The sequence below is a fragment of the Gottfriedia sp. NPDC057991 genome (assembly GCF_042886615.1).
Lineage (GTDB): Bacteria > Bacillota > Bacilli > Bacillales > Bacillaceae_G > Gottfriedia.
This window is the reverse complement of record NZ_JBHVQN010000003.1, coordinates 74,491-101,393: the sequence shown is the minus strand read 5'-3', so window position 1 is coordinate 101,393 and position 26,903 is coordinate 74,491. Positions and strand designations below refer to the sequence as shown.

The window sequence follows — 26,903 nt, the reverse complement described above, 5'->3', positions numbered from 1 at the left end:
GGTTTGAATGTAAGAAGGAGTGAATATTATGCGCCCCATTAATTATGGTAGGCACTATCTACAACTGAAATGGCCTGTAAAGGCGCGAATTGATGTGAGGAGCATGATTGTTACGGCAATCCTTCTTATAGCCACGATTGCAATTGCAATGTTTGCATTAATGGTAGGCACACTGAAATTGAGTGTTCACGAAGTTTTTTCTGCTTTAATTGGCCAAGCGACAGGGATGACGAGAACTGTTGTAGTCGAATGGCGTTTACCACGGGTGGTGGCTGCGATTGTTTTTGGAGCAGGTTTAGCAATAAGTGGCATGATTTTTCAATCAATAACTCGGAATCCATTAGGGTCTCCTGATATCATTGGTTTTACCTCAGGCTCTTATACTGGAGCACTTATTGTGCTTCTTGTCGCTAAGTCGACTTCCTACATTAGTATAGCTGGTGGAGCTTTGATTGGCGGATTCACAACAGCTCTCCTTATTTATTTGCTTGCTTTTCGAAAAGGAACGCAGAACTTTCGCCTCATTATAGTCGGAATAGCAGTTTCGGCGATCTTAGGAAGTATCAATTCGATGCTCCTAATTAAAAGTGATGCAGAGGTTGCGTTAACTGCAGCGGCTTGGGGAGTTGGATCATTAAATGGGATTGATTGGAAACAAGTAGTCCCTCCAGCAATTGCTGTCATTATTCTCATTATTTGTGCTGGGATGATGAACAGACCATTGCGTGAAATGGAATTCGGCATGGATGCTGCAAAATCTCATGGTGTTCGAATTGAACGATCCCAACTATTACTGATTCTTATTGCAGTTGCATTGACGGCTGCTCCAACAGCGGTAGTAGGGCCAGTTAGTTTTGTGGCGCTTGTTGCACCGCAATTAGCTAAACGTATCACCAAATCAGAAGAGAGTATTTTACCAGCAGCGATGATGGGAGCGTTTCTTTTACTAGGAGCGGATGTTCTTGCGCAAAGAGTAATTCCAGGAACAATTTTTCCGGTAGGTGTGGTAACTCTATCATTAGGTGGAATATACTTAGTTTGGCTATTATTTCGTCAAGCACGATTTGCTTAAACGAAATAAAAATGTTCAAGGTTTAGTAGGACCTTTCTCGCATGGGGTTTCATGTATTACGATATTCTGATTGAAAGAAGTTGAAAATGAATGATGAAGTTAACAGCGGCAGAAATTCAAAGCCAAAAGATCATACAAACAGAGTCTAGGCTTTGGACAGAAAACATTACAATCAAATACGATAATCGGGTAATATCTAGAAACCTTTCAGTACAAATTCCAGACGGATCATTTACAGTCATTGTTGGTCCAAATGGATGTGGGAAATCAACCTTACTCCGAACACTTTCAAATTTGTTAAAGCCATCTGAAGGACAAATTTTACTAGATGGAAAAGCGATTACATCTTATAAGTCAAAGGAAGTAGCTCGTAAACTAGGACTGTTACCACAATCTTCAACTGCTCCAGATGGTATAACGGTAGCGAATTTGGTCGCACATGGTCGATACCCATATCAGAGTCTTATAAGACAATGGACTGATGAAGATGAAGCAGCAGTGATGTCTGCGATGGAGCTAACAAATACGAGCGATTTGTCACATCGATACGTTGATGAGCTTTCCGGCGGACAAAGACAAAGAGTTTGGGTTGCAATGGTACTTGCCCAACAAACACCAATGCTCCTTCTTGATGAACCAACAACTTACCTTGATATTGCTCATCAAATTGAGTTGTTAGAGTTATTTAAAGATCTTAATCAACAAGGGAACACATTAGTTGCTGTTTTACACGATTTGAATCATGCTGCGAGATATGCAGATAATATTATCGCTATGAAGGATGGCCAAGTTATTGCACAAGGAGATCCTCGGGAGATTATCACTGCAAAACTAGTCGAAGAAGTCTTCGGTTTAAAGTGCATAATAATAGAAGATCCAATTGCTAATACACCACTAGTCGTTCCTTTAGGTAAGGATAGTTAACTTATGACTTTGGGGTAATATCACTAATAAAAAAATAAGTGAAAATAAATACATTACACTTATTTTTTTGTTAGTGATTTTTTGTATAGTTAATTTTTCTAGTTAATTTATTTACAGTTATTCGTTTATCTATTTTTATAACATGATTATTATTAAGAAATTTTAATTTGAACTAATTGTATTTGTTTGAAATAATCATAGTGGGATCAAAAAGTATTTAATACAATTATTCTAGTAAATGACAAAGCGGAGAATTCATATGAATAAAGAAATGGAAGTAGTCGATCATCTTGAGGAACTGCGTAAAAGAATAATCATTACAGCAGTTACTTTTATTGTTCTATTTATAATTGGACTCGTTTATGTTGAACCAATTTATAAATTCTTAACAAAGGATTTAACATATAAACTAGTCGTACTAAGTCCTGGGGATATATTATGGGTATATTTTTCGATATCTGCAGTTTTTGCAGCCGTTTTTACGATCCCGGTTGCAACTTGGCAAACTTGGTTATTTGTTAAACCGGGTTTACATCCTTCTGAACAAAAAGGGATAGGATTTTATATACCCGCGTTATTTTTTCTGTTTGTTTTTGGATTAGTTATTGGTTATTATTTTGTTTTTCCTAATATCCTTAGATTCCTAACTATAATGGGACAAGGTATGCTTGAACAAAACTACACAGTTGAAAAGTATTTCTCTTTTCTATTTAATCTAGTCGTTCCATTTGCTGCATTTTTTGATATGCCAGTCGTAATTATGTTCTTAACAAAGATCGGCATTGTGAAGCCTAGTTACTTACAGAAAGTGAGAAAATATGCATATTTTATCTTAGTAATCGTGGCGTGTTGTATTTCACCACCAGACTTTATTTCACACATTTCAGTCTCGATTCCATTAATTTTATTATATGAACTAAGTATATTAACATCTAAATCGGTATATAGAAAAAAAGAGGTAAATGAGTAAAAGCTCATTTACCTCTTTTTATTTCAAAGCTTTTGTATAAGGTTCATTAAAAAGTCTTTACTCTCATAATCCTTTTATTAGTAAATTTTTAAACTTTGAACAAGTTGACTAATCATAAATTCTACATAGGTTATAAAAAGCTAGGCAAATAACTTTTGTCGCAAAAAAGGATGAAGTAAGGAGCATAAACTATGCATTATTCAATTTGGATCACTGTTTTATTTCTTGCCTTTTCATCTAGTATTGATAATTTTGGAGTAGGAATAACTTATGGAATTCGAGGTATAAAGGTTGGTTTATTAGCAAATTTAATTATTTCAATCATAGCGTTTATTTTCAGTGAAGCAGGTATTGTTTCAGGGAAATATTTATCAAAAGTGTTCCCAGGAACACTGTCTAATGTAATCGGTGCATTTTTTTTACTGGTAATTGGACTTAGAATTGTTCTACTTACTTTTCCAAGAAAAGATAAACAGACTATAATAAATAATGATGACGAATCAGCTTCAAACATCGTTACAAATTATTTAAGTTCACCGGAAAAAGCCGATGTTGACCATTCAGGAGACATAAGTAGTTTTGAAGCAATCATACTCGGGACTGCTGTTTCAATGAATGCACTTACGAATGGATTAGGTGTTGGTTTAATCGGACTTTCACCATTTGCGATTTCAATAGCTGCCAGTATTTTTAGCTTTTTAGCCATTTGGTTAGGAGTCCTTTTAGGAAAAAAAGTTGCCAATGTGAAAATTGGTGGATGGTCACTTGGACAATTTAGTTCCATTATTAGTGGAATTATTTTAGTGCTAATTGCGATACACAATTTAATATAATAATAAAATAAAAAAAGAGCTGATGACAGTATTTCAACATCAGCTCTTTTCTTTAATATGTTATTAAGCGATTGTAGATTGGGCGACATCAACTTCATTTTGTACATCCTTCTTAGAAAAAGAAAGATAACCAACTAGCATAATGATGATAATCGATAATACTAGGCTTACTGGCCCACCACCGAATCCAAGTCCACCGTGCTTTTGAGATACAGAACTCCAGTCAGAAAACGACGCTCCAACAGGTCTAGTCATAATGTAAGCAAACCAGAATGAGAAAATTTCATTTAGCTTGAAGAATTTTCTACCAATAACTGGTATTGCTAATAAAGCTGCGAACAGTAAACCTGATGTAAAATAACCTAAATGCATTGTTGAGGCAGTCATGTCACCAGCAGCAGTTCCTAATGCGAAAGTTCCCATAACGACCGACCAATATAAAATCTCACGGCGTCTTGTATATATACTGTGGATCGAAAGAGTTTTCTCCATCTTATACCAAATCATAAAAATAATTGCCAACGAGACTGCAAAAAACAACGTTGATATTACGTATGGAACTCCAAGACCAACGTGTACCACGTCTGCGGCTACTGTACCAAATACGCTAATCATTACAACAACTAACCAATAAATACTAGGTACATATTTACGGACTTTAAATTGTAAGATTAAAGACAGAATTAGTACGATTAAAGCTACTGCAACACCTATTACTGGTGTTAAAGTTTTTACAATATAATCGGAAAAAACTTCGCCCATACCAGTCGTTACTAATTTAGTAAGCCAGAAAAAGATTGTTACCTCTGGAACCTTTTTTAATATATTTTGTATTGGTGCACTAGTTGTCTTATTTGTTTGCTTTTGTTCAATCATTTCCATTTCATAATCCTCCTTGCTGGATTTAAATACAATGTAAACAAGTTTTATGAAAATAGAATGAAAATCGGAAAGGAATTATGAATAATCCAGGATTTAGAAATTTTGGTTGTATATCCCTTCGTATTCTATTAGAATCAATTAAAAGAAAATGGGTGATAAGATGATCAAATATCCAGTTTTAAAAAGTGGTGGAACGATAGGGGTGACCGCACCATCATCAGGCTTAAAAGAGCAGTTCCACGAATTGTTGAAGCAGTCCATTAACCGCATGCAAAAAGACGGATTTAAAGTGGAATGTGGAGATGTAGTTTGGACACAGGACAAAGCAAAATCTACGAATGCTAACAAACGTGCAAGTGAATTAAATTTAATGATGAATGATGAGAAAATAGATTTAATTTTTCCGCCGTGGGGTGGAGAGCTTGCAATCGAAATTCTTGATAAATTAACATTTGAAAGCTATAAGGAAAAATGGATTTTAGGATATTCTGATACGAGTATTATTTTATTAGCATTTACTTTAACAACCGGGATTGCTAGTGCACACGGTACAAATTTAATCGATTTAAGAGGAGAATACTCCGACGAGACAACGGCTATGTGGCAGAAGGTGTTAGCAACTAAATCAGGTGGCTCCATCATTCAAACTTCATCCGAAATGTTTCAAGCGAAATGGCAGCATGGAAATCCAACACCATATGTATTTCATTTGTCCGAAAAAACAAATTGGAAAACTACTTCGAAAAAAGATGAAAAAGTTCAAGGAAGATTGCTTGGTGGGTGTATTGATGTGATTAGACATCTTGTCGGAACTCCTTATGGTGATGTGCGTTTATTTAGAGGTAAATACATTGGAGAAGAACCAATCATCTGGTATTTTGAGAATTGTGAAATGAATACAACAGATTTAAGAAGATCCTTAGTACAAATGAAACTTGCAGGATGGTTTGAAAATTGCTCTGGAATTTTATTTGGACGTAGTGCGGCAAATCAAACTGTAGATAACTATACAATAGAAGATGTATATAATGAGTTAAATGAAGAATTAGAAATCCCAATTATTTATGATATTGATTGTGGGCATGTGCCACCTCAAATTACATTAATTAATGGTGCATTTGCAGAAGTAGAAGTAAGTGGTGGAAAAGGTAAGATTGTACAGACTTTTATTTAATTCAGTACATGAAGCGTTTTTTTATAAAAAGAACGCTTTTTAATTTGTTTTATGATGTGCTTTAGTCTCTTAAAATCGTACTCGCCTCCTAAACCCCCGCATTTAATCATGCCTTTTTTGTCTTGTATAAGTGCTTAAAAGACTATAACATAGTAATATTATGGCATAATATAAGAAAGTCAAATTATTAAATAGAATCAGGAGCAATAAAATGATTATCAATAATGAACAAGAATTAGAAGCTTTAAGAAAGATCGGTCGTATCGTTGCATTAGCGAGAGAAGAAATGAAGGCAAGAGCTGTCGTTGGAATGACAACAAAAGAATTAGATGAAATCGGTAGACATGTTTTAGAGGAGCATGGTGCAACTTCAGCCCCTCAAAAAGAGTATGATTTTCCTGGCACAACATGTATTAGTGTAAACGAAGAAGTAGCTCATGGAATTCCAGGAGACAGAGTACTTCAAGATGGCGATTTAGTTAATGTCGATGTGTCAGCAGCATTAGATGGATACTATGCAGACACTGGAATCTCTTTTGTAGTTGGGAAAGGTGACTTACTAAAAGAGAAGCTTTGTAAAGTTGCAGAAGATGCATTTTGGGCTGCAATGAAAAAAACAAAAGCAGGTTCAAAACAAAACCAAATTGGAAGAGCGGTATATAATGAAGCTAGTAAAAATGGTTTAAATGTCATTGAGAATCTAACAGGCCATGGAATTGGAAAAAGCCTTCACGAAAGCCCACAACATATTTTAAGTTATTTCGATCCAATGGATAAAGCTTTATTAAAGGACGGTCTTGTATTAGCAGTTGAACCATTTATCTCTGCAAATGCAGACCACATTATCGAGTCAGGTGATGGCTGGACTTTTGTGACGCCAGATAAGAGTTTAGTTGCCCAATGCGAACATACAATTGTTGTAACAAAAGGTGAACCAATTATCTTAACTCAGATTTAAGAAATAGGAAAAGCGAAGAATTTAAGTTCTTCGCTTTTATTTTTCTAGTCACGCTTGTTTCGAGTAATTTAACTCCCAAGTAAATCCATTTTTATCTTTTACTACAGCAAATCTAGAATTCCAAAATGTGTCTTGAAGTTCCATATGTATTTCTCCGTCTTTTGATAACTTTTCATAAATTGAATTAATTTCCTCTTCAGAACTCATGTCTAGCGTTGTCCAAACATTGTCACCTTTTATTAATGGTCTAAACGCATCAGCAAAATAAATTACACAGTTTTCATTGATATGTAATTCTGCGTGTATGTATTTTCCTTCGTGCCCTTTAAACATTTCCATACCATCGCCTGTTTGTGTGTTTTTAATTTCTCCACCAAAGATTTGTTTGTAGTACTCCAGTTCTTCTTTACAGTTTTCAACGTAAATATGAGGTAAAATATTTTTCATTTTTTTCTCCTCTTTCTTTTGAATATTTGTATATAAATTGCGAACAATAACTCACAGTTTTAAGTATAGCCAAATAGAATAGGTATTGTGCTAAAAGTTAAAATATTTTATAATTTAAATAAATTTAAGTTCGAAAGGGAGGTGTAGAAAAGATGTTACGTTTTCAAATGGTTTGCGCACAAATGATAGAATTTTTATATTATTGTCGTGCAAAATTTGCGTTTTTAGCTGTTAACGGGATAGGTCTGTCCATTTTTAACAATTTAACAACTCAAATAAAACGAAAACGTACTCTTTCCTACGACTTCAATTGATAAAATAATCGTGTGATTACACACTTCTATTTAAATCATTATTTAAGCCATGGATGGGTTCATTAGTCTATGGCTTTTTTCTATGGATTGGTACGGAAAATAGAAGGAGATTTAATCATGATTGCATGTAGTATAGAAAAAATTTCAAAAATGTTTGGTGGAAATTCACTTTTTACGGAACTATCATTTCAAATACATCAAGGTAGCCGTGTAGGTTTAGTTGGAGCAAATGGAAGTGGTAAAACTAGTATTTTTAAACTTTTAACGGGCATAGAAGCACCTGATACGGGTTCAATTCATTTTAAAAAAGGATTAAAAACAGGATACTTAGCTCAAATCCCTGTTTTTCCAGATGAGATGACTAGTAGGGATGTTTTATTAACGGTTTTTGAAGAATTACGAAAAATAGAAAATGAAATGAAGCAATTGGAAATAAAAATGTCTAATACGGTAGATGAACGTACTTTAGAACAATTACTAGTAAGTTATGGATCATTACAAGAGAAGTTTAGTAATAACGGTGGTTATGAGATGGAAGCTTCACTTGCGAAAATTGCTAATGGATTAGGAATCACTGACTTACTTACTAAACAATTTGCTTCTTTAAGTGGTGGTGAAAAAACAAAAATTGGATTAGGGATCGTCCTTTTACAACAACCTGATTTACTATTACTTGATGAACCAACGAACCACTTAGATTTATCCGCTATTGAGTGGTTAGGTTCATACTTAAAGGAGTATGAAGGAACGATTATTGTCATCTCGCATGATCGCTATTTTTTAGATGAGGTAGTCAATCATATTTTAGAATTAGAAGATGGTGAAATTAACGCCTATCATACGAATTATTCACAATATGTTATTCAAAAAGAAGAAAGATTACTAAAAGAATTCCAGGCTTATGAAGAGCAGCAAAAGAAAATACAAAAAATGAAAGAAACGATTAAACGGTTAAGAGAATGGGCTAATCAAGCAAACCCACCAAATGCTGGTTTGCATAGAAGAGCTAGAAGTATGGAAAAAGCGCTCGAACGAATTGAGAGATTAAAGCGCCCGATATTACAAAAAAAGAAAATGGCATTTCAGTTAGAGGAATCTGGTCGCAGTGGAAAAGATGTAATTGTTGTTGATAATCTTTCAAAATCCTTTGCGAACAAAGTATTATTTAATCAGCTTAACTTTTCATTATACTATGGAGAAAGAGCAGTAATTGTAGGAGATAACGGGACGGGTAAATCAACTTTGTTGAAGATGATCCTAGGTCAGGCATCAATCGAGGAAGGAAAAATTAAACTGGGAAGTAACGTAAAAATCGGTTATTTATCACAACATTACGAACCAGTTCATTCGGATCACACCGTACTTCAGGAATTCAGAGAGGAAGTACATGTTACAGAAGGTGAAGCACGTAATATATTGGCTGGCTTTTTATTTTATGGCTATATGGTCTATCGTAAAGTAAGTCAACTTAGTGGTGGAGAGAGAATGAGATTAAGATTGGCTCAACTGATGTATCAAGATATTAATTTATTGATTGTAGATGAGCCTACTAACCATTTAGATATTGAATCTAGAGAAGTTTTAGAAGACGCTCTTGAAAAGTTCAAAGGAACGATTCTTTCTGTCTCGCATGACCGTTATTTCATTAACAAGCTATTTTCAAAAATTTATTGGCTAGACAATGGTGAGCTTTTCGAATTTATTGATGAATACCAAATTGCAAAAGAAAAAATGACGATCTATCGAAATAATCGAGAAAAAGAAAAAGTAATAAAAACGACTTCCCATTTCAAACCGATTAAAAAAATAAAAACAAAATCGCGAAATATAGAAGAGATTGAAAATGAAATTTATTCTTTAGAAGAAGCGATTAGTGAAATAAATAAGCAAATGATACTTGAAAATGATTTAAGCATTTTACAGAATTATCATCGAGAACTCGAAGAATTAAACTTAAAAAGTGTCGCTTTATATAACGAACTCGAAGAATGTATTGAATGAGAAATTACCGAAAGTATTTATTATAGATTCATTTAAACTTATAGGCAAAAACATCAATTAAATAAATTAGTAAAGTAAATGTCATAGTACTTGCTCATGCCTTTATTAGAATTAATAAGTTATAGAGATATGATTCTAATTAGGTGGTGAGTATATGATTTATGATGAGCTTTATAGTAGATATCCTGGACCGGGATATGCTCAACCAGTACATGGACCAGGTCAAGGACACGGTCAAGTGCCAGGACATGGGCCAGGTCAAGGACACGGTCAAGTGCCAGGACATGGGCCAGGTCAAGGGCACGGTCAAATGCCAGGATATGGGCCGGGTCAAGGACACGGTCAAGTGCCAGGACATGGACCGGGGTACGGTGCAGGATACGGGCCAGGACATGGGCCAGGATATGGCCCGGGACATGGGTTTCCTGGACCGGGAGGTTATTGGTCTGGAGGGTATTATATCCTTGGTGGTAGAAGATGGTACTTTGTGCCAGGAGTAGGATGGGTTGTTGTATAATAAAAAACAATAAAGCTGATTAATCTTTTTAATCAGCTCCTACATAAAATAGTAGTTCCGAAAACAGCTATACCTCAAATGGGTTATTTTGCCTATTTTATTGATAACCAAGGTTTACTTTTTGGACTTTCAGAAGAGAACACTAACGCTTAATTAAGCTATAAAGTAAAAATACCAGTATCCACCTAATCGGATAACTGGTATTTTTATTAATTTCACTAGAAATTATAAATTGGCAGCGCAGAAGAAAACTCGACGTTAGTTGCCAATTTTAGGAATTAAGTATAAGTGCAACTATGCCTCTGTCTTCACCTAAGGCTCGCCAATCGGCTAGTTTTCTTTATTTTCAACTCCAAATACAATTCCGCCTTGCTTTCTTGCAGTTTCGGTTACTGTTAAAACTAGCTTGCTAAGTTCTTTTAATTTTTTATATTCTGTTTGATTGGATTCTTTTATTATGCTAGTAATATTTTGGATTTCATATAGCATATCATTTGAGACTTGATTAACTTCCAAAGACTCACGTTGCTTTGATTTATGGTTAATCAAAGTAATTTTTGAAATTGGAGATGGTTTATCAATAACTAAAGTTCCGATTTCACCAGTAATTTCACTTTCAATATATGATTGAGAGACTTTAGAGCATTGGATGCTACATGTGAAGTTTTCATAATTTAACACTAATGTTCCACTACCATCAATACCAGTACGCAATTTAACGGGTGAATAATTTACTGAGGTTGGCTTTCCAAATAAACCAATCACGACATAAATTGGATAAACACCTAAATCTACTAATGCCCCACCAGAAAATTCTGGAGAGAAAACATTTGGATTTTCGCCTCTAAGGAATGCATCATATTTAGAAGAATATTGTAAATAATGCAGATTAGCACTTCTAATTTTGCCGATTTTTTCTAGACCTTCTTTTAAAGCTGTAAAATTTGGTGAGTGGAAGTTACGAATTGCTTCAAATAAATAAACTCCATTTTCTTCTGCAACTTTAAAGGCATGATCTAACTCATTAATTGTTGAGAAAATTGGTTTTTCACAAATGACATGTTTATTATTTTTTAATAATAAAATGGTTTGTTCATAGTGCAATGAGTTCGGTGATGCTATATATACTACGTCGATATCAGGGCTTGTTGCTAACTCTTCAATATTCGTAAAAAACTTAGGGGCGTTGTGCTTTGTAGCAAATGCTCTTGCAGTTTCTTCATTTCTAGAATAGATCGCAGTTAAATTAAGCAATTTACTATCCTTTGAAGCTTCGATAAAACTTTCTGTAATCCAGCTTGTTCCAATAGTACCTAAATTCATTTTTTCAACTCCTAAAAATAATTAGTTAACTTTATCTTTACAATCCTAATCGAAAGATATGTTAAAATAAAGTAAAATACATTGAAGGAAGTGACATTTTATGAAGAAAATTTGTGTTTATGCTGGTTCAAATCTTGGGAATAGAGAGTCATTTAGTCTTCAAGCAAAAAAACTAGGTGCCTTATTTGCTAGTAATAATTTTGATTTAATATATGGTGGATCAAGACTAGGGATTATGGCAGAAATCGCAAATGAAGTATTAAAACAAGGTGGAAATGTCATTGGCATTATGCCTGGTGGATTATTTCGTGGAGAGGTTGCCCATAAAGGGCTAACGCAATTCATTGAGACAGAATCAATGCATGAGCGTAAAGCTTTAATGAACGAGATGTCCGATGGGTTTATTGCACTGCCGGGCGGAATTGGTACTTTCGATGAATTATTTGAAATCATTTGTTGGGCGCAAATTGGAATCCACAATAAGCCAATCGGTTTATTAAATGTTGATAACTTCTTTAGCCCTGTGTTAGATTTGCTTAAACATGCTGTAAAAGAAGGATTTATGAACGAAAATACACTTTCATTATTTGTTGTTGCAGAAAATGCAGACGACCTATTAAAACTAATGCAAAACTATGAGCCACCTGTTATGGAAAATAAATGGAAGCAATTAGAAGGCAAATAAGTTTTTCGGACTGTTAACAAACGCTCGCTTTCTTCGTTGCTTCGCCTTTTGAGCGGTGCTCATTACCGTTTAAGGTAACTCCGCTCCTCACCAGGCTTCGCGCCTCGAAAGACAAACGCTTACAATCAGTCTGAAACAATGTTTGTCTACCCACAATTTTGTGGGTTTTTTGCGTTTTATTACGAGTTTTAATCAAATTCTTGCAGATTTAGAGAGATTCTAAATCTATTGCTTCACACAATAGATCAACAAAGTTCATAAGTTATCAACAATGTTTGATATAAGTTTGTACTTTTCAGTCTGAATTCACTAGTTATCAACATACAAAATCGATCTTAAGTTGACTCTAATGACTTTATGAATAAAAATCAATACTTTATAAACATTGTTCACAACTTTATCAACAAAGTTCACATTCTGTCCGCATTCTATCCACAACCAATGTTTTGCAAAAATAAAAAAAGGGCTCTTTATGAGAGCATCCCTTTATTCATCAATTTTCTTGTTTTCTTCTATTTTTAAACCATTTTGCCGGGCTCAATTTTTTACGATAGTTCGTCATAACATCTTTACCTACAAATACTCCACCAATCCAAAACATTCCTTCTCCAAGAATAACTAATAGAGCGATTAGACCAGCTTTTAAGCTCCCAGAAACAGGTAAAAAAGGTAAAGCAAAGATTAATAAATATGGGATAAATGAGCCAAATACTAAGTAATATGGTATTCTTTTCATAATCTTCTCCTTTCAATTCCTTCCATGAGAATAGCATTAATTATTGAGAAAAGGAAGGGGAAAACTTTATAGTTAGTAAGTTATTATTGCAGAAATAGGAGGCCTCAAGATGAATCGTGATATTGTTCTTGAGCTAAAAAAAATAAATAAGACGATTAGCAATCAAAAGATTATTAAAGATATTAGTTTTGAGTTATATAAAGGTGAAGTTTTAGGTTTACTTGGGCCAAATGGTTCAGGAAAAACGACGACTATGCGAATGATTGTTGGACTTATGAGTATCACGAGTGGTGAGATTTATATCCAAGGCAATTCGATTAAGGAAAACTTTAAAGAATCAATCAAACATATTGGAGCAATGATTGAAACTCCTGCATTTTATCCTTTCTATAGTGGGTATAAAAATCTAATGTATTTTGCTCGAATGTTAGAAGGCGTTTCAAAGGAGAGAGTTCTTGAGGTTATTGATTTACTTGGACTTTCGAATGCTATACATAAAAAGTTTTCAACCTATTCCTTAGGGATGAAGCAAAGATTAGGAATTGCTCAAGCGTTATTACATAATCCTTCAATTTTAATTTTAGATGAGCCAACTAATGGATTGGACCCAGCTGGAGTAAGAGAAATCCGTGATTATTTAAAACGTATTGCTGAGGTTGAACAAACAGCAATCCTACTATCTAGTCATCTATTATCTGAAATAGAATTGATTTGTGATCGCTCAATCATTATTCAAAATGGTCAATTTGTTGAATCAATTGAGTTGAATGATAAAAGTGGTGAGAAGTTTTTTATAGAAATAGTGGTAAAAAGCACGAAAGTTTTTGAAAATAGTTTTACAAACAGAGATAACAAGTACAAATTTGACATTATTAATGATCAATCAATTATTTTTGAAATTGATGAGGAAGATATTCCATCTTTATTGAAAGAGTTGGTACTGGCAGGAATAGAGATATATTATGTAACGCGCAAAAAAGAAAGGTTAGAAGATCTGTTCATTCAATTGACAGGAGGAAATGTCATTGAGTAATTTTATTCGATTAATCGAGAACGAATTACGTAAAATATTCGTTCAAAAATCATTTATCATAACGCTAATTTTACTATTTATCCCAATTATTGTTCTAGGAAGATGGGATTATGTAGAAAAGGAAAGTGGAGCAGCAAAAGCTGAAAACTGGAGAACAGAATTAAAAATAGAAAATAAAAAGATAGAGGAAGTATTAGCAGGGCAAAATTCTTCTAACTTACCGGCATTTGCAAAAGAGCAAAAAGAGACATATGAGATCAATAAGTATCGTCTTGCACATAATATTTCACCAATTCAACAACACACTGTATTGGACTTTATGAAAAAAGGTGCAGTCGTAACGAACTTTATTGGAATCCTTCTTATATATTTTGCAAGTAATATGATGTCAAAAGAACATCAGTGGAAAACGATTAATTTCTTGCTCGTTAAACCATCAACAAGACGAATGATCTATTATGCAAAATTTTTAAGTTTGGTGATATTATATTTCATTTTTTCTTTTGCAATCATTATTTACTCATTTATTATAGGTAGTGCATTAAACGGTTTAAATTTTAGTGCACAACCGGTATTACAATATGTAAATAATCATGTAGTAGAGCAAGGTATTTTACCAAGTTTACTAAACGATTATTTAATTAATCTACTACCATACTTGTTCTTTGTTGCTGTTGCTTACTTCTTATCAACAGTTTTAAGGACAAGCAGTATTTCTTTATTAATAAGCATAGTCTTACTTGCAACTTCAGATGTGATAGCAACATTATTAAGAACAAAAAGCTGGTCTAAGTTCTTACCATTTATGCACACTGATTTAACGGTTTACACAAAGGGGATCAATATAGAAAACGGCATGAGAATTGAATTTTCTATAGCAGTATTGGTCATTTATATTTTAATATTTCTTGTTACTGCTGGCGAATTTTTTAAGAAGAGGGACGTTGCTGGGCAATAGAAAAAGGATAAGGTACATGCCTTATCCTTTTTCTATTCTTATTTCTCCTTCAGCATTGATCCGTATGGAATGGTGTTAGTACTAGATGTTTTGTAAATCGAGCAAACATTTACTTGTGCAGATTTGTTATACTCCCATTTTAGACATGCGTTTTGGTTGTATTCTACTGATGAATCAGTTGTGAAAAAAATAACAGCTAGACTGAAAATGGTAAATCCACCAATTAGGCCTCGTTTAATTTCATCGCAATTTTCTTTAAGCCATAGAATAGTTTTGCGCATATACTCCTCCAAGAGTTTAAAATAAATATAAGTAATTCATTCTATGAATAAAAAGAGTAAGATAATACAAATCTATGGATAAGTTTACTTAGAAGAATATTCCAAATAGAAAGGCATCTTTGCTCCAAACAAAGATGCCTCAGACTGTTGACAAACGCTCGCTTTCTTCGTTGCTCATTATCGTCTAGGGTAACTCCACTCCTCACCAAGCTTCGCACCTCGAAAGACAAACGCTTGCAATCAGTCTGAAACTCAAGCTTTTTGTACTTTGTCTACACACTGAAAGGCATCTTTACCCAAGCAAAGATGCCTTTTTTTTTATAACTATTCTGCCGTTTATTCTATTTTAGTCCTCTTGTTTCAATAATCCATATAAGAATATATTCATAATTTCATCTACTACTTCTTTTTGTTGGATATATTGTGAGGTTTTTTGGTCCATATTTAAAAAAGCTTGGCTCAAGACTTGGATATAGATTAATAATGTTTGGTTTTGAACCTCATTTCGAACTAAACCTAGTGAACGTCCTTCATCGATCAGCGAGATCAGCATTTTGAATGATTTGTTCATTGTAAAATCTAAAACTAATTCTTGAAGTTCAGAGTCTTTTTTCATTAATGCTGTAAACATTTCAAGATTAATTATATCCAGAGCGTTTTTCTTACGAATAAATAATTCCTTAATTTTTTCATTAAAAGGAATATCACTTGAAATCATTTGTTTTGTTTCTTCGTATTGATGATCCATTAATCGAATAATTGTAGCTTTCAGTAGGGCTTCTTTACTACCATAATAATTGTAAATTGATACTTGTGATACATTCGCTAACTTTGCAATATCTGCTATTTTTATATCATTTAATGGTAATGACAATAATTTAGTTGTACTTTTTTCAATGCTCTCCATCTTCTGCAGAGTTCGTTTTTTATATCCGTCCAATATCCGTACCTCCGTCATTATCTATGTAATAGTATATCATGTTTTGAAATATTTTATTAAAATTATTTCAAAACATATTCTCTTTTTTGGGATTGAGGTATATACTAGTTTTGTAATAATCGCAAATAAATATTTCAAAACAAAGCGGGAGGTTCATTTATGTACGCGATTGAAATTAATAATTTAACGAAGACCTATGGCAATTCTAGAGGAATCACAGATATAAGTTTCAATATAGAAGAGGGAGAAATATTCGGATTCATTGGTCCAAATGGTGCAGGTAAATCAACTACAATTCGAACCTTACTTTCGCTAATTTATCCTACGAGTGGTAGTGCTAAAATTTTTGGAAAGGACTGTGTACAGTTTGCTCCAGAAATAAAAAAAGAAATCGGTTATTTGCCATCTGAAGTTTTTTATTATGACAATATGAAAGTAATGGATTTGTTAAAATACTCAGCTAGTTTTTATAAAAAAGATTGCACGAAAAGAATAAAAGAATTAGCTGAAGTTATGGACCTCGATTTAACGAAGAAGATTGATGATTTATCTTTAGGTAATAAAAAGAAGGTAGGGATTGTCCAAGGATTACTTCATGAACCGAAGTTAATCATATTGGATGAACCGACAAGTGGTCTTGATCCTTTAATGCAACAAAGATTTTTTGACTTATTAGAGGTGGAAAACAAAAAAGGAGCAACGATTTTATTTTCATCACATATTTTAAGTGAAGTTCAACGTTTATGTGATCGAGTTGCAATTATTAAAGAAGGTAAGATTGTTACAGTAGAAAAAATAAGCACGTTACAAGAAAACAATTACAAACGATTTAAAATAGATAGTCAAAACGGAGTAGATCTAAATTTCTTCGATATGCCAGGTGTAAACAATATTGAAGTAAAAGGTAAAACGATCAGCTTTATTTTTAAAGGAAATATAAATAAAGTTTTGAAAAAAATAGCGGAAATCGAAATTGAAAATTTATGGATTGAAGAGCCTGACCTGGAGGAAATTTTCTTACATTATTATGAAAAGGAGGCCTAATAAGCAATGAATATTTTTTTACACGAATTAAAAGCTTATCGGAAATCCACCTTCATTTGGACGGTTTCTTTAATGGCAATCGTCGTTTTTTTCTTATCTTTATTCCCGGCTATTGCAAAGGACTATGCAGAGTTTTCAAAAGTGTTAGAGGGTTATCCGGCAGGGGTAAGAAAAGCACTAGGACTTGAGATTGAGAGCTTTGGTAACATATTAGGATTTTACTCGTATGTATTTATCTATATTTCACTTTGTGGAGCGATTCAAGCGATGATTTTAGGTACTTCGATTGTTTCAAAAGAAGTACGTGAAAAAACAGCCGACTTTCTTTTAACAAAACCAGTAACTAGAACAAAAGTTATGACTTCAAAAATTTTTGCAGGCATTGTTTCTTTAGCGATTACAAATGTATTCTATTTAGCAGCAACGATAATGATGGCTCAACATGTAAAAACAGCGGATTATAGTATTAAGTCAATAATTTTACTTTCTGTTTCGTTGTTTATTACGCAGTTACTATTTTTGGGAATTGGTATTTTAATATCAGTTTTATTTCCAAAAATCAAAGCAGTACTTTCAGTTTCACTTGCGATTGTTTTCGGATTTTTTGTAGTTGGGATGGTCGTGGCTACAGATGAAAGCAATGCCAAACGTTTTCTATCACCTTTTAAATATTTTGAACCGAAATATATAATTGCTCATTCGAAATTTGAATCACAATTTTTAACTTTTTCGATCGGAATTATTATTGTTTCAATCATTGCAAGCTATGTGATTTATAAGAAGAAAGATGTTCATGCAGTATAAGTTATAGGAAAGGGAGGGTTGAAATGAATATATTTTTAAGAGAAATGAAGACATATCGTAAATCGATTATTTTTTGGTGTATCGGAATTGTTTTTTTAGTGGGTAGTGGAATGGCGAAATATAAAGCTACAGCTTCCAATGGACAAATAACTGACCTTTTTAATCAAATGCCGAAATCCCTTCAAGCGATAATGGGCTCTGGAGCATTAGATTTATCAAAGGCAAGCGGATATTTTGGGATCTTAGTTTTATATTTATATTTAATGGCGACGATTCACGCGGCAATGCTAGGCGCTAATATAATTGCTAAAGAAGAGCGAGATAAAACAGCAGAGTTTTTATTTGTAAAACCTATTTCTAGAATTAAGATCATAACTTCTAAATTAATGAGTGCTCTAGTAAACATCCTTATTTTTAACGGTATTACGTGGATATCCAGTGTTCTAATAGTAGGGAAGTATAGTAAAGGTGAGAATGTAAATGGTGATTTAGCTGTAGTAATGGTCGGGATGTTTATTTTACAGCTATTATTTTTAGTAATCGGTTCGGCTATAGCTGCAGTTTGTAAAAATTCCAAAAAGGCTGCCTCTTATGCAACTGGTATTCTATTAATCACATTTATTTTATCAATTGCAATTGATTTAAATGATCGGATTGAAGGGTTGAAATATTTTACACCCTTTAAGTACTTCGAGGCGAAAGATATTATGTATGGCGGAGGATTTGATGGAATTTATACAACTATTTCAATCGGATTAATCGTGATATTAACTATGGTCACATATGTTTCGTTTAAGAAACGGGACTTACATTTGTAAGGAAAATCAATTAAATAGAAGAATAAATTGTGTCAAAATCTAAGATAGGGATATTTTGGATTTGTTGGCACTTTTTTTATTTAATATTATATTCAGAAAATATTGACATATATTATTAATCGCAATACCTTTAATATAGTAGGTTATTTCTTGCAAGGGGGTAAAACAAGGGGATGTTTCAACCAACAAAAGAATTTGCAGAATTTCTAGATCAAAAAGATTCATTATCAAATTATCGTAGTGAGTTCTACTTACAACCCAATACAATCTATTTAGATGGAAATTCTTTAGGGCTTCTTTCAAAAAGAGCAGAACAAAGTTTACTAGATTTATTAGATTCATGGAAGACACTTGCAATCGATGGATGGATGCAAGGCGATCATCCATGGTATTATTTTGCAGAAAAATTGGGCGCATTGAGTGCACCGTTAGTTGGGGCAAAAGAGAATGAAGTAATCGTAACTGGATCGACGACTACAAATCTTCACCAATTAATTGCATCTTTCTATCACCCAACTGGTCAGAAAACGAAAATACTAGCAGATGAATTAAACTTCCCATCTGATATTTATGCTATTCAAAGTCAATTAAAATTAAAGGGCTATGATTCTGAAACACATTTAATCCAAGTTAAAAGCCGTGATGGCCGGACAATTAGAGAAGAAGATATTATTGAAGCAATGACGGATGAAATTGCCTTAATTATTCTTCCAACTGTTTTATATCGAAGCGGACAATTATTAGATATAGAGCGTCTAACAAAAGCTGCACATGAGCGTGGAATTGTAATTGGTTTTGATGGATGTCATTCTGTTGGCGCCATCCCTCACAAGTTCCATGAATGGGATGTGGATTTTGCTTATTGGTGTAATTATAAATATTTAAATAGCGGACCAGGTGGAGTGGGAAGTTTATTCGTTCACGAAAAGCATTTTGGTACAATGCCTGGACTAGCTGGTTGGTTCGGTTCAAATAAAGAAAAGCAGTTCGATATGAAGCATGAATTTGTTCCGTCTGATACAGTTGGTGCTTATCAAATCGGTACACCACATATTCTAAGCATGGCACCTCTTGCTGGCTCACTTGAAATGTATAAGGAAGCTACGATTGAGAGAATTCGAGAAAAGTCTTTACACAGTACGGCTTATTTAATGAGCTTAATAAATGAAGAATTAAATGACTTTGGTTTTACAATTGGTAATCCACTTGATGATTCAGATCGAGGTGGACATGTTTGTCTTGAACATGATGATGCTGCAAGGATTTGTAAAGCATTAAAGTTAAATGGGATTGTTCCAGACTTTAGAGCACCAAACGTAATCAGATTAGCACCAATCGCATTTTATACTTCTTATGTAGATGTTTGGAATAGTGTACAAATCTTAAAGAAAATCATGGTTGAGAAACAATATGAACAGTTTAAGAATGAACGAGAAATCATCGCTTAGGAGATGTATGCCAATGACATTAATTGATATATCAAGAAGACTTGAAGATGGTATGCCTGTATGGCCAGGAGATACAAATTTTTCATTCCAAGTGAGCTGGACAAAAGAAGAAAGTGGCTCTGTTAATGTTGGGAAGTTAACTTTAAGTACTCACACAGGGACGCATATTGATGCACCATTTCATTTTGATGAGAATGGTAAAAGGGTCATCGATTTAGATCCTAATTTATATGTAGGAATTGCAAAAGTAATCGAGCTGATTGAAGTAGAAAGTATTAAAAAATCAGACTTAGAAGCTTTTCAATTAGATGGTATAGAACGTTTATTAATTAAAACAAATTCATGGAAAAATGATAGCGTTTTCCCAGAGAGAATTCCTCATATTGAAAAGGATGCAGCGGAATTTTTACATGAAAAAGGCGTTAAATTAATTGGAGTAGATGTACCTTCAGTAGACCCACTTGATAGTAAGGAACTAGAAGCACATCATGCTCTTCATCATGCGGATATTCATATTCTTGAATCGGTTGATTTAAGAAATGTAACGCCAGGTGAGTATGAGCTTATTGCATTACCGCTACCTTTAACAGATGCAGATGGTAGTCCAGTACGAGCAGTTTTACGTAAATTAGTTTAGGGGGATTTAGAAATGACACAAGAGCAAAAAAAACTGACAGATTACGAGAAGTATATTCGAACAGAAGAATTATTAAGTTTACAAAAACCTGACGAAGAATTATTTTGTCCGGATGAATTAACGTTTCAAACGGTTCACCAAATTGCTGAGTTACATTTTAAATTAATCATCCAATCTATTCATTTTGCAGATAAACACATGCGTGCAAAAGAGGTTACGAAAGCAACACACCACTTACAACGCATTAATAATCATCTAGTACATTTACCAGCAGTTTTTGATATGGTAAAACTAGTAAGTCCAAGTGACTATCATATTATTCGTTTAGCTTTAGGAAAAGGTAGCGGTCAAGATTCTCCAGGATTTAATGAAATCTTAAAATTAGGTCCAACACTTTGGCAGCCTTTTAAAGAATTATTAGATGAAAATTTACTTACACCTGTTCAATTACATCAAGATGCAGCTAAAAACTTTGAGTTATTCCAATTAATGCAAGAATTAACTTGCTTCGATGAAAGATTCCAATCATTCCGCAGGCTACATATTCAACTTGTTCGTCGCATGATTGGTATGAATACAAAGAGCTTAAAAGGAGTACCAGCAGAAGCATTAGAACGTGCTGTTCGATTTGAATTTTATCCTGAATTATGGCAAACGGTTTGTGACTTAACAGATTTAACGGGATCAAGCTATAATCCAAAGCCACTTTAATTAAATTGTTATGATAGGAAAAACAGATTCGAGTATTCGATTCTGTTTTTTTTTACTTAAAATGGAAAAATTGCATTATGGGTATGATAAGCCCATATGATTTTTTATTAGGGCGGGGTGATTACATGGAGAAAAATCTTCAAAAGCAATTAGACTTTGCTGCTTTTTTAAGTGTTATTTCCTACTTAGTTCTTGCGACTGTAAAAGTACTTGTTAGCTTTTATACAGATTCTAGTGCTCTTTTAGCTGATGGACTTAACAATGTGACTGATATTGGTGCGACTTTGGCTGTATTGATCGGAATAAGAATCGCAAGAAAACCGAGAGATTTAGACCATCCTTATGGGCATTCAAGAGCAGAGCAAATAGCTACTTTAATTGCGTCTTTTATTATGATGTCAGTCGGTTTACAGGTTATTATTGAAAATATTCGCTCACTTTTCGTTGGAGAATTTGAGACTCCGAATAGACTAGCAGCTGTAGTGGCATTTGCTTCTGGAATTTTTATGTTTGGTATTTACTTTTATAATAATAAAGTTGCTAAGAGAACGAAGAGTAAAGGGCTTGAGGCATCAGCAAAAGATAATTTTTCAGATGCATTAGTTAGCTTCGGAACGACGATTGGTGTTTTAGGTGCTTCGATTGGTTTTCCTATTATCGATCCGATCGCGGCCATTTTAGTAGGTGTCATTATTTGCAAAACAGCATGGGAGATTTTTTATGATGCTACCCTTCTATTAACGGATGGATTCGATCCAGAAGAAATGAATCTCTTTACTGAAACAGTTGATAAAGTACCAGGTGTACATAAAGTTGTAGATCTAAGAGCAAGAATGTACGGAAATACAACAATCGCAGATGTAGTCATTGAAGTAGACGGCGGAATAGATGTGAGTAAAAGTCACGGCATCACAGACCAAATCGAAATGATCTTAAGCGAACAACATGGAATTCAATATACACATATTCATGTAGAGCCATTAAGGTCAGGGAGAACAGGAAAGGATTAAGGCTTATAAAACAGGAAAGGGGATCGGAAAAGAATTTAAACTTTTTCGATCCCCTTTCTATTTAATTCATATCTTGCTTAATAAATACAATGAAAGAGATTAGTAAAGCTAATACTCCCCATATTGATAAATTCATTAAAGAGAAGTGCATGTTCAGTCCCTCAATGGAAGGAAGTTGACCAGCTAAGTAGTCAGTTAGGCCAAGGTTTACACTAAAGAAGTATTTTGCTCCTGACCATGATGTAGCTAGTCCGCTTAGGACGCTTCCTGTTATTAAAGCGGCTAGCATAATGCCCATTGCAGCGGGGGTTGTCCGAACTAATACCGATACCATAAATGAAAGAGTTCCAATTATAATACAGACAAACCAAGCAAGTCCAAATGCCATTATGATGTATTGCCATTGGGGAATTAGTTGAACGGAATCAGTTATTAGCTGGTTATTTTTGATGACAAATCCTGTTAACACAGGTACTGTCCAGCCTTTAAAGCTGAAAACAAATCCTGAAACGACATAAGCCAATACACCGTATAGAACGAGAAGAAAAGAGATTAATAAACAAATTGATATGTATTTACTAAGTAACACCTTCCATCTTTTGATGGGGCGGGTTAGTAGTATTTTTATTGTACCGTCGCTTCGCTCACCAGATATAATATCGATTGTGATGACCATGACCAATAAAGGTAGAAGTAGCCACCCAATACTTTGTTCAATTAATTTTCGTATAAATGTAGGAGCACCAGGCGTAGTAGGATTTATATCGTTATCCAAATAATATTGCTCTTGATCAATTTGAACTTTTAACCAACTTTTCCATTCTTCAGGTATTCCTGATGAGTTCAATCTATTTTGTTGGTCGACTATTTTTTGTTGAAGTGCTACTTTCCAATTATCAGTACCAAGTCTTTTAATTGTTTCTTCAGTTTGCTGCAGTTGAGCATAAACAAAAATAGGGATAAGCACTGCTAAAATGAAAAAGATAACAAGTATTCTTCTTTTCCTTACCATTTTTTCAATTTCGTTAAAGACGAGTCTAATTAGTTCAGCCACGAACTTCGCCTCCAGTCATTTCCATGAATAAATCTTCCAATGTTTCAGACATTGTTTTAACGCCATTCACTTGTACATCTTCTGCTACGAAATGTTGAATGACCTCATTAATTTTGAGAGGCGACATTCGGCATAGTATAAGTTCATCCTTTACTACGATATCTTGAATCGTAGAATCCTTTTTTAATAAATCTAGCGCTTTTTGTAATGGAGAAACTCGCCATTCAACTCTTTCAGCAGCTTCCTTTACTAATTCTTTAACTGTTGAAACTCTAACCATTTTCCCTTTATTTATAATTCCTACTCGATCACAAATCATTTCGATTTCACTTAATAAATGACTTGAAATAAATACACTTATATTTTGCTCTTTTACAAGCATATGAATAAATTCACGTAATTCTCGAATACCGGCTGGGTCTAATCCATTAGTTGGTTCATCTAAAATAAGAAGTTTTGGGCCTCCAAGTAATGCTTGAGCAATCCCCAATCTTTGCTTCATTCCGAGTGAATACGTTTTTACCTTTTCATGAATCCGTTCAGTTAATTTTACTAAATTTACGACTTCACTTATTTTTTTATCATCTTTAATTCCTAACATTCTCGCAAATTGATTTAGATTTTCCCATCCGGTTAAATATCCGTATAATTCGGGATTCTCTACAATACATCCGATTTGTCGCATCGCTTCTTTGAAATGCGTTTTAACTGGATAACCAGCGATTTCAATCGTTCCTTGTGTTGGTTTGATTAATCCGACTAGCATTCGAATAGTTGTTGTTTTTCCAGCTCCATTTGGACCTAGAAAGCCAAACACTTCACCTTCAAAAACTTCAAATGAAATTTTATCGACTAGTACTTTTCCTTTAATGCTTTTTGTAACACCTTCTAATTTAAGAACTTTATTCATTCGACTCACCTCGAAGCTGACTTCCTATTTTACTAGTTAAGCGATTTGCCATTTCAATATAACCGTCTTTGTTCGGATGAAAATGGTCAGTGTACAAATATTTCTTTTCTTCATTAAAAAATAAATCGAATGTAGGAATGACGTATGCATTATTAGTTTGAAGTACCGATAATTCGAGTAGATTATTCCATCTCGATACAAAGCTTGAAGATGCATCTAAGCCTTGAACATTATGAAATGGATTATAATAACCAAACGCATAAATAGATGCTGTAGAATTTTTTTGACGTATTAGTTTAAAAATTGATTGTAGATTATTTTTGAACGTTTTTTCATCTGGACGGTATGTCTTTAAAAATTGTTCGTTTAATTGATTAGCGCCAGGAAATAAATCATTACTTCCAATGGAAAGAACGATTATGTCAGCAGAGCCAATCGTTTCTTGAATATTTTTTTTCTTTAAATCGTTAAGTAAATTTGATGTTTTTGCGCCACTAACAGCTAAATTCGTGATCGTTGTTGGTTGTTTATACTCTTTTTGAAGAATGGATTTTAATCTTCCTACATAACCTGTTCCTTCATCATCACCGACACCACGCGTAAGTGAGTCACCCAATGCAACAATTCTCAGTTTATTGTTTTTATGAACACTGTCATTTTGCTTTTTTTTCAGTGCATTATTATTCACGATTAGTTTGTTTTTTTGAGGATTTAAAACTGTATAGGCACCTTTCACGAAGCCATATGATAATAAAAGGAAACATAGTAATGAAATGAACATGATAAACCGAACAAAATTATTGTATTTCAAATTTTACACCACCAAAAAAGGAAAAATTTTCATTATAAAATCATTATTACCATAATAAAATTAGATTTGCACGAAAAAACCTGTCCTCCAAAAAAAGAAGACAGGTAGATTAGTTTTATGAAGCACGTTTTAATTCTTTTACTTCTAATTTTCGTTCATTATTCAAGAAGTAATATGCCATTCCGACACCAACTGAACCACCAATAATATTTCCAATTGTAACTGGAATTAAATTATGCAATACATCACCAAACGTAAAGGCTACACTATGTGGCATAATATAGGATAATGTAAAGACAGCGATATTTGCGATACTGTGTTCATAACCAGAGAAGAAGAACGCAAATACTAATAAAAAGATCAGTAACATTTTTGCTAAATCATCTTTAAATCTAGTTGGTAAAAAACAAGCAAGACAGACAAGCCAGTTACATAAAACACCTTTAAAAAATAAGTGGAAGAATGAAGCGTGAATTTTATGGTCAACTACACCCGTTAAAAAATGATCGGCAGGAAAATCTTTTGCTAAACCTGTTAAATAGTAAATAATTGCAAAAATAAATGCTCCAATAATATTGCCTGAATAACATGCAATCCAGTTTTTTACTAAATCTAGTTTCGAAGTTTTTTTAGCTAAAGTTGAAAACGTAAAATACATCGTATTACTAGTAAATAACTCTCCACCACCATATATGATCATAACTAATGCTGTAGCGAAAACGAATGGATAAGCTATAGATGTAAATGGTGAACCTTGTAATCTAAATAATTCTGCTAATTTTAAACAAACAATGAGAATAAAGCTTATATAAATAGAAGCTAAAGCAGCGCGTGTTAAATATTTAACTAAGCTTTGGTCTAGTATTTTCTTTTTTTTAAGAGCTAAATCAATACAATATTGGATACTATCTCGTTCCAAGTGGTTTCACTCCCTATACGTCTTTGATTAAACACATACATAGTATACAAACAAAAAATGATGATAAGTTTGTGAAATTATGAACAAATTATGAAATTGATTAAGTTATATACTATTTATTATTTATACTTTACATTTTTAAATAATCATCTGAATACTGGTTGAAAATATAATATAATTTCATAGTAAACAGGTTTAGGTAAAAAAAGGAAGATTCAAATTGGATTTTGAAAACTTAATAAAAATATGGAGAGGTGATTTCGTTTGGAAAATGAATTTGAAGCAAAATTTGATGCATTACTAAAAAAATATACGGAATTGTTATTAGGAGATTGGTCAGAGGAAAAACAAGCAAAAGTGGAAAAATGGGTTATGTATACATACATATCAAAATCAATGCCCGCATTAGTAAAACATTGGAATGATACATATCCTCAAGCTAAAGAAGAAGTTGTTAATTTAATAAAAGAGATTAAAACGTTAAATGACCAGCATAGAGAAGCTATGGCTAACAAAAATAAGCAATAATATTTATCCATAATTTTCAAAGATGACGACATATATAAATTATGATAATATAATATTAAGTAAGGGCATACATTTTCCAATAAACAAAATTCGACAAATTATTAAATAATTGTTTTAACAAATTTCAATAGATGATACATTAGTAATATATATAGAGAAAA

30 protein-coding genes and 1 pseudogene are annotated in these 26,903 nt (G+C 33.4%); 21 read left to right on the top strand and 10 right to left on the bottom strand.

Annotated elements, in window-relative coordinates:
• Positions 1-28: 28 nt before the first annotated feature.
• The 4 genes from ACFVR2_RS12060 (at position 29) to ytaF (ending at position 3,799) form a co-directional block, all read left to right on the top strand.
• Complete coding sequence (locus ACFVR2_RS12060; protein ID WP_387361962.1) at positions 29-1,072, top strand: FecCD family ABC transporter permease; 1,044 nt, start codon at positions 29-31, stop codon at positions 1,070-1,072.
• Positions 1,073-1,162: 90 nt separating this feature from the next.
• A complete protein-coding gene (locus ACFVR2_RS12055) occupies positions 1,163-1,996 on the top strand; it encodes an ABC transporter ATP-binding protein (RefSeq protein WP_387361960.1) in 834 nt (277 codons plus the stop codon).
• A 259-nt stretch (positions 1,997-2,255) separates the two neighbouring features.
• Positions 2,256-2,966 carry a twin-arginine translocase subunit TatC gene (gene tatC, locus ACFVR2_RS12050; protein ID WP_335410174.1) on the top strand — a complete coding sequence of 237 codons (711 nt, stop codon included), beginning with the start codon at positions 2,256-2,258 and terminating at the stop codon, positions 2,964-2,966.
• Between the two features lie 191 nt (positions 2,967-3,157).
• Entirely contained in the window at positions 3,158-3,799 is a 642-nt protein-coding gene (ytaF, locus tag ACFVR2_RS12045) for a sporulation membrane protein YtaF (RefSeq protein WP_387361957.1), read from the top strand.
• Positions 3,800-3,862: 63 nt separating this feature from the next.
• On the opposite strand, the gene ACFVR2_RS12040 is transcribed toward ytaF, so the two are convergent.
• Complete coding sequence (locus ACFVR2_RS12040; RefSeq protein ID WP_387361955.1) at positions 3,863-4,681, bottom strand: COG4705 family protein; 819 nt, start codon at positions 4,679-4,681, stop codon at positions 3,863-3,865.
• Positions 4,682-4,841: 160 nt separating this feature from the next.
• Between ACFVR2_RS12040 and ACFVR2_RS12035 the strand changes: the two genes are divergently transcribed.
• Positions 4,842-5,855 carry a S66 family peptidase gene (locus tag ACFVR2_RS12035; RefSeq protein WP_387361953.1) on the top strand — a complete coding sequence of 338 codons (1,014 nt, stop codon included), beginning with the start codon at positions 4,842-4,844 and terminating at the stop codon, positions 5,853-5,855.
• A 211-nt stretch (positions 5,856-6,066) separates the two neighbouring features.
• A complete protein-coding gene (gene map, locus ACFVR2_RS12030) occupies positions 6,067-6,813 on the top strand; it encodes a type I methionyl aminopeptidase (RefSeq protein WP_387361951.1) in 747 nt (248 codons plus the stop codon).
• A 48-nt stretch (positions 6,814-6,861) separates the two neighbouring features.
• Here the strand turns inward: map and ACFVR2_RS12025 are convergent, their stop codons facing one another.
• On the bottom strand, positions 6,862-7,260 hold the full coding sequence (locus ACFVR2_RS12025) for a VOC family protein (RefSeq protein WP_387361949.1): 399 nt from the start codon (positions 7,258-7,260) through the stop codon (positions 6,862-6,864).
• A 152-nt stretch (positions 7,261-7,412) separates the two neighbouring features.
• Between ACFVR2_RS12025 and ACFVR2_RS12020 the strand changes: the two genes are divergently transcribed.
• From ACFVR2_RS12020 to ACFVR2_RS12005, 4 genes and pseudogenes are all read left to right on the top strand, one after another.
• Positions 7,413-7,574, top strand: coding sequence for an RAxF-45 family protein (locus ACFVR2_RS12020; RefSeq protein ID WP_353652158.1), 162 nt, complete (start codon positions 7,413-7,415; stop codon positions 7,572-7,574).
• 117 nt (positions 7,575-7,691) lie between these two features.
• Positions 7,692-9,575: a ribosomal protection-like ABC-F family protein gene (gene abc-f, locus ACFVR2_RS12015; RefSeq protein WP_387361947.1), complete on the top strand. Its 1,884-nt coding sequence runs from the start codon at positions 7,692-7,694 to the stop codon at positions 9,573-9,575.
• Positions 9,576-9,729: 154 nt separating this feature from the next.
• Entirely contained in the window at positions 9,730-10,092 is a 363-nt protein-coding gene (locus ACFVR2_RS12010; RefSeq protein ID WP_387361945.1) for a hypothetical protein, read from the top strand.
• A 45-nt stretch (positions 10,093-10,137) separates the two neighbouring features.
• Positions 10,138-10,245, top strand: a pseudogene (locus ACFVR2_RS12005) (VOC family protein); the annotation flags it as partial.
• A 177-nt stretch (positions 10,246-10,422) separates the two neighbouring features.
• Here ACFVR2_RS12005 and ACFVR2_RS12000 read toward each other — a convergent pair.
• A complete protein-coding gene (locus ACFVR2_RS12000) occupies positions 10,423-11,415 on the bottom strand; it encodes a Gfo/Idh/MocA family protein (RefSeq protein WP_387361943.1) in 993 nt (330 codons plus the stop codon).
• A gap of 100 nt (positions 11,416-11,515) precedes the next feature.
• Here ACFVR2_RS12000 and ACFVR2_RS11995 point away from each other — a divergent pair, with 100 nt between their 5' ends.
• A complete protein-coding gene (locus ACFVR2_RS11995) occupies positions 11,516-12,100 on the top strand; it encodes an LOG family protein (protein WP_387361941.1) in 585 nt (194 codons plus the stop codon).
• A gap of 493 nt (positions 12,101-12,593) precedes the next feature.
• Here ACFVR2_RS11995 and ACFVR2_RS11990 read toward each other — a convergent pair whose 3' ends face one another.
• On the bottom strand, positions 12,594-12,836 hold the full coding sequence (locus ACFVR2_RS11990) for a transporter suffix domain-containing protein (RefSeq protein WP_056468839.1): 243 nt from the start codon (positions 12,834-12,836) through the stop codon (positions 12,594-12,596).
• 109 nt (positions 12,837-12,945) lie between these two features.
• On the opposite strand from ACFVR2_RS11990, the gene ACFVR2_RS11985 reads away from it, so the two are divergent.
• Both ACFVR2_RS11985 and ACFVR2_RS11980 read left to right on the top strand, forming a co-directional pair.
• Entirely contained in the window at positions 12,946-13,869 is a 924-nt protein-coding gene (locus tag ACFVR2_RS11985; RefSeq protein WP_387361939.1) for an ABC transporter ATP-binding protein, read from the top strand.
• A complete protein-coding gene (locus ACFVR2_RS11980; RefSeq protein ID WP_387361937.1) occupies positions 13,862-14,827 on the top strand; it encodes an ABC transporter permease in 966 nt (321 codons plus the stop codon). Before ACFVR2_RS11985 ends, ACFVR2_RS11980 begins: the two co-directional genes overlap by 8 nt.
• A 38-nt stretch (positions 14,828-14,865) precedes the next feature.
• Here the strand turns inward: ACFVR2_RS11980 and ACFVR2_RS11975 are convergent, their stop codons facing one another.
• Entirely contained in the window at positions 14,866-15,108 is a 243-nt protein-coding gene (locus ACFVR2_RS11975) for a hypothetical protein (protein WP_387361935.1), read from the bottom strand.
• 346 nt (positions 15,109-15,454) lie between these two features.
• A complete protein-coding gene (locus ACFVR2_RS11970; RefSeq protein WP_387361933.1) occupies positions 15,455-16,048 on the bottom strand; it encodes a TetR/AcrR family transcriptional regulator in 594 nt (197 codons plus the stop codon).
• Positions 16,049-16,207: 159 nt separating this feature from the next.
• Here ACFVR2_RS11970 and ACFVR2_RS11965 point away from each other — a divergent pair, with 159 nt between their 5' ends.
• The 7 genes from ACFVR2_RS11965 (at position 16,208) to ACFVR2_RS11935 (ending at position 22,520) form a co-directional block, all read left to right on the top strand.
• The gene (locus ACFVR2_RS11965; RefSeq protein ID WP_387361931.1) at positions 16,208-17,092 is read left to right on the top strand and encodes an ABC transporter ATP-binding protein; all 885 of its coding nucleotides are present in this window, start codon (positions 16,208-16,210) and stop codon (positions 17,090-17,092) included.
• Positions 17,093-17,098: 6 nt separating this feature from the next.
• Complete coding sequence (locus tag ACFVR2_RS11960; RefSeq protein ID WP_387361929.1) at positions 17,099-17,896, top strand: ABC transporter permease subunit; 798 nt, start codon at positions 17,099-17,101, stop codon at positions 17,894-17,896.
• 23 nt (positions 17,897-17,919) lie between these two features.
• On the top strand, positions 17,920-18,714 hold the full coding sequence (locus tag ACFVR2_RS11955) for an ABC transporter permease subunit (protein WP_387361927.1): 795 nt from the start codon (positions 17,920-17,922) through the stop codon (positions 18,712-18,714).
• Between the two features lie 173 nt (positions 18,715-18,887).
• On the top strand, positions 18,888-20,162 hold the full coding sequence (gene kynU / locus ACFVR2_RS11950; protein ID WP_387361925.1) for a kynureninase: 1,275 nt from the start codon (positions 18,888-18,890) through the stop codon (positions 20,160-20,162).
• A 7-nt stretch (positions 20,163-20,169) separates the two neighbouring features.
• Positions 20,170-20,799, top strand: coding sequence for an arylformamidase (gene kynB, locus ACFVR2_RS11945; RefSeq protein ID WP_387362779.1), 630 nt, complete (start codon positions 20,170-20,172; stop codon positions 20,797-20,799).
• 12 nt (positions 20,800-20,811) lie between these two features.
• Complete coding sequence (locus tag ACFVR2_RS11940; RefSeq protein ID WP_387361923.1) at positions 20,812-21,510, top strand: tryptophan 2,3-dioxygenase family protein; 699 nt, start codon at positions 20,812-20,814, stop codon at positions 21,508-21,510.
• A gap of 125 nt (positions 21,511-21,635) precedes the next feature.
• Entirely contained in the window at positions 21,636-22,520 is an 885-nt protein-coding gene (locus tag ACFVR2_RS11935) for a cation diffusion facilitator family transporter (RefSeq protein ID WP_387361921.1), read from the top strand.
• Positions 22,521-22,581: 61 nt separating this feature from the next.
• Here the strand turns inward: ACFVR2_RS11935 and ACFVR2_RS11930 are convergent, their stop codons facing one another.
• The 4 genes from ACFVR2_RS11930 to ACFVR2_RS11915 form a co-directional block, all read right to left on the bottom strand.
• Positions 22,582-23,541 (bottom strand): ABC transporter permease, encoded by a 960-nt coding sequence (locus tag ACFVR2_RS11930; RefSeq protein WP_387362777.1) that lies wholly within the window; start codon positions 23,539-23,541, stop codon positions 22,582-22,584.
• Between the two features lie 25 nt (positions 23,542-23,566).
• On the bottom strand, positions 23,567-24,484 hold the full coding sequence (locus tag ACFVR2_RS11925) for an ABC transporter ATP-binding protein (RefSeq protein WP_387361919.1): 918 nt from the start codon (positions 24,482-24,484) through the stop codon (positions 23,567-23,569).
• Entirely contained in the window at positions 24,477-25,295 is an 819-nt protein-coding gene (locus ACFVR2_RS11920) for a GDSL-type esterase/lipase family protein (RefSeq protein ID WP_387361917.1), read from the bottom strand. Before ACFVR2_RS11920 ends, ACFVR2_RS11925 begins: the two co-directional genes overlap by 8 nt.
• A gap of 115 nt (positions 25,296-25,410) precedes the next feature.
• A complete protein-coding gene (locus tag ACFVR2_RS11915; protein WP_387361915.1) occupies positions 25,411-26,214 on the bottom strand; it encodes a formate/nitrite transporter family protein in 804 nt (267 codons plus the stop codon).
• A gap of 264 nt (positions 26,215-26,478) precedes the next feature.
• On the opposite strand from ACFVR2_RS11915, the gene ACFVR2_RS11910 reads away from it, so the two are divergent.
• Entirely contained in the window at positions 26,479-26,742 is a 264-nt protein-coding gene (locus tag ACFVR2_RS11910; protein WP_056468800.1) for a DUF2573 family protein, read from the top strand.
• The last annotated feature ends 161 nt before the right edge of the window (positions 26,743-26,903 follow it).